Raw genomic sequence first — 3,362 nt, forward strand, 5'->3', positions numbered from 1 at the left:
GTCGCTGAATTTAGGGTGAGCGAATCCACCAGCATTTAAGCTGTTATTTTTTAGTTTCATTATTTATTACTCCGTTATTCGTTCGGGTATAAGCTCAAAATTGAATTGATTTGCTCTTGTGGTAATCCCTCATAACTCCCATTGGCCGCACGAACATTAATTAAATCAATAATTTTCTGTGCGTCTTTTTGGCTACGAATGCGATAACGGTAATGTGACCCAATACCGTCAGGGTTCGGTTCGCTAATGCGCTCTAGGGTAATATTTAAGGTGCGCTCTAACTTTGAAAAGTAGTTACGGCCAGACGATAAACGACAATGTTTTAAAATATCGTTTTCAGTGGCTCCACGCTGACCAGTTTTAGAAATATAAATATTTGCTTTCTGTTCTTTTGGTGTGCGTTTGGTTATAATGGCGGGGCAATTTCCAATATCATTACTGATATCAAAGCCGCCTCCGCAAGGGCGGTTTTTCTTTTCCATTATGCTACCCCGCTTTGTGATTTCTTAGCTTCAGCCCATGCGCGAATCTCTTTCGCATCATAGACAAAAAAGCCTTTCTCAATCTCAAATGACTTAGGTAATTTACCGTCACGCTCCCAACGATAACGAGTAGCATCAGAAATGCCTAGAAAGTCGGCTGTGTGACGTAGACGGGCGTAACCGTCCATAGGGTAAGGTGTACTGATTTTTGCGCGTGGCTTGCGCTTAGGTGATTGCTTCTTCATGTGTCTAACCTTTTGAGAGTTGGTGTAGACACATTGAATATTAATTAAATAAACAAAAATAGGTGAGCGTTTTTAAAATAGGGTAGAAAATAAAACCATGGGGTAATTTACCTACGCTTCCATCCTAACTCATCAAGATAATCACTTATTATACTTATCAGTAACTTATAATCTTTAATTGGCGATACACCGCCTTCAAATAAAGTGGCTTCATGATTTAAAACCAGCTTGGCAATCCTACTTTTTATTATTACATCGTTTTTATTTCTATACCTGTCATCATCTGACTCATCTTTAGATGGGTACAATGCCAATAATTTATTAATTGCTCTATGTATGTCAGCCCTATTTTCTATAGCTTTCTTCTGAGATTGATGTATCAATTTATCTTTAGACAGGTTTCGAGCTTCTTTCTCAATCGAATCAATTTCTTTTAAATTTCCTGAACGAATGAAATTATCATTGTTAGTTATTTTTTTATCAAAGTTACCTGACATTATTTTAATAACATCTTCACTAGTGATGTATAAATCACTATCCCTAATTATCTTCTCACTATCTGATATTACCTGTATAAATGATTCTTCTTTATAAAAAAAATCATTTTGCAAGTAAAGCTCCAAGCCGTTAAGCTCTACCTCTTTTCCACTTTCAATGTCATCAACTATATAAGGCGGTAATATCCATAAACCGCTAGCTTTAACATCTAATTCTAACCCAGCTCTTATTGCCCCACCTTTAAGTAAATAGCGATAAGGATCCCTATTACTATCTAGAGCCTTGCAAACACCGCTGACATAATTAAGTCTTGATAAAGAGTTTATTCGTAAAATAGTTGTTATATAATCATCCCCACCAAAAGAAAGAAAAGATCCAATAGAACCAACAAGCTCATGCCTTTCATGCCACAAATAATACCTAGCGAATTCCCAATCTAACTTAATTAAACAATCAATATCCCCCATCACTGCGAGGTTAATTAAATCACTTTCACGCACAGACAGTAATTCTGCTGCTCGGCTTAATTTGCAATATCTAAAAAGTATTTGCTTACCCATCACGTCACCTTTAACGCGCCTTAAAGAATACCGTATCAGATAGGTAAGGTTTCCCACTTTTCACCCCGTCGAGCTAGATACGGTTTAAACTAGTTATGCTTTCTTACTCATTGGTACAACATTATAGTCTGATCCACTTTCTAATGCTGTAAGCAAATCAGCCCATTGTGATAATGCGGCTTTTCGTTCATCAAAGTAATCATGGCGGTTATACACTCCCTCAATGCCTTTTACCCTGTGATTTAAGCACCTTTCAGCTATCTGTGGCTCAACACCTAATGCTGATAGGTGAGTTCGCATTGTTCTGCGTAGGTCATGGATACTGAACTGAATAAACGACTCAGGCAATGATGAAAGAATGCTTTCAAGGTTCTTATTTAACGTTGTCTTATTTATCGTTTTATTTTTACCAGTGCCTGTTCTTCTGGCAGGTAATACATATTCACTACCGCAAGCCATTACCTTTAATTGATTAAACCACTCTATAACAGGTTTACTCAAAGGGATATCTATAGCGTCACCAGTTTTGCTTCTCTCTGATGGGAAATGCCATACCGCATTATCTAAATCAATCTCGCACCATTTAGCCTCGCATAATTCCATCTTACGCAAGCCAACAGCTAGAATTATTTTAAATGCTATTTTGTTAGATTCTGGCAATGTCGAACTATTCAGCGTTGAAAGGAATAATGTCAGCTCATCACGGGTTAACCACCGTTCGCGTTTACTTTCCATTCCGCCAGCATCAGAAATACCAAAGGCCGAGGCTGGATTGCTATCTATCATCTGTCTACGAACCGCATAATCAAAAATACGCTTTAACCAACGTAGCGATTCATCAGCGGTAAATGGTGAGCCTCTATCCACGATGGACTTTATTAATAGATCAACATCTTTTGGCTTCACATCCTCAATTTTCATTGAACCAATAACAGCCGTGATATTTTTATCTATCAGCTTTTTAGATTCCTCATGTTTTTTTCTTTTTGGCTTTATTTGTCGCTCGTAAAATTCATCAATCAGCCCAAACACTTTAACCGCTTTATCTTCGCGCTGTATTCTCTCTAACGCCTCGGCTTTTTGTCGCTTTATATCTCCAGCAACATCAACGCCTAAAATAACCTTTGCCGATAACTCTCTAGCAATTTCACGCGCTTTCATTAGGGTAATATTGGGGTATGTCCCGATAGAAACTATTCGGGCTTTTTTATTGAAGCTATATCTAAATCTCCAGCTTGGGTTTTTGTCATTCTTTGAATATCTAAGATAGAGCCCATTTCCGTCAGCTTTACCCTCGAATCGTTCATTTGAATTTATCCAAGCCTTAATTTGTCTATCGTTTAAGTTTGGCATTTTGTGCAATTTCCAATCAATCGATAACTTTTACAAAAAGCTATTAATTTCTACACGTTAAAACGCTGTATGTTTTTTGGTCGTTTTTAGGTACAAGCTCAGGTACAAGCAAAAACGGCTATTACGTGACTACTTCTGATTGCCCGTGAATTACATTATCAATTATTATCAATGAGTTAGATTGTGAATTGATATACTCTGATATGCTAAGAACGCCTATTCAA

At 37.3% G+C, this 3,362-nt stretch carries 4 protein-coding genes; all 4 read right to left on the minus strand.

Annotated features, from left to right (window positions below):
- Positions 1 to 74: 74 nt before the first annotated feature.
- Positions 75 to 482 (minus strand): hypothetical protein, encoded by a 408-nt coding sequence (locus PSF67_RS21825; RefSeq protein ID WP_137019088.1) that lies wholly within the window; start codon positions 480 to 482, stop codon positions 75 to 77.
- A complete protein-coding gene (locus PSF67_RS21830) occupies positions 482 to 727 on the minus strand; it encodes a helix-turn-helix transcriptional regulator (RefSeq protein WP_004264148.1) in 246 nt (81 codons plus the stop codon). Before PSF67_RS21830 ends, PSF67_RS21825 begins: the two co-directional genes overlap by 1 nt.
- A 107-nt stretch (positions 728 to 834) precedes the next feature.
- Positions 835 to 1,785 carry a hypothetical protein gene (locus PSF67_RS21835; RefSeq protein ID WP_137019090.1) on the minus strand — a complete coding sequence of 317 codons (951 nt, stop codon included), beginning with the start codon at positions 1,783 to 1,785 and terminating at the stop codon, positions 835 to 837.
- A gap of 93 nt (positions 1,786 to 1,878) precedes the next feature.
- Positions 1,879 to 3,138 carry a tyrosine-type recombinase/integrase gene (locus PSF67_RS21840; protein ID WP_137019366.1) on the minus strand — a complete coding sequence of 420 codons (1,260 nt, stop codon included), beginning with the start codon at positions 3,136 to 3,138 and terminating at the stop codon, positions 1,879 to 1,881.
- Positions 3,139 to 3,362 lie beyond the last annotated feature (224 nt).

It is taken from the genome of Providencia sp. PROV076 (assembly GCF_028483405.1).
Classification (GTDB): domain Bacteria; phylum Pseudomonadota; class Gammaproteobacteria; order Enterobacterales; family Enterobacteriaceae; genus Providencia; species Providencia huaxiensis.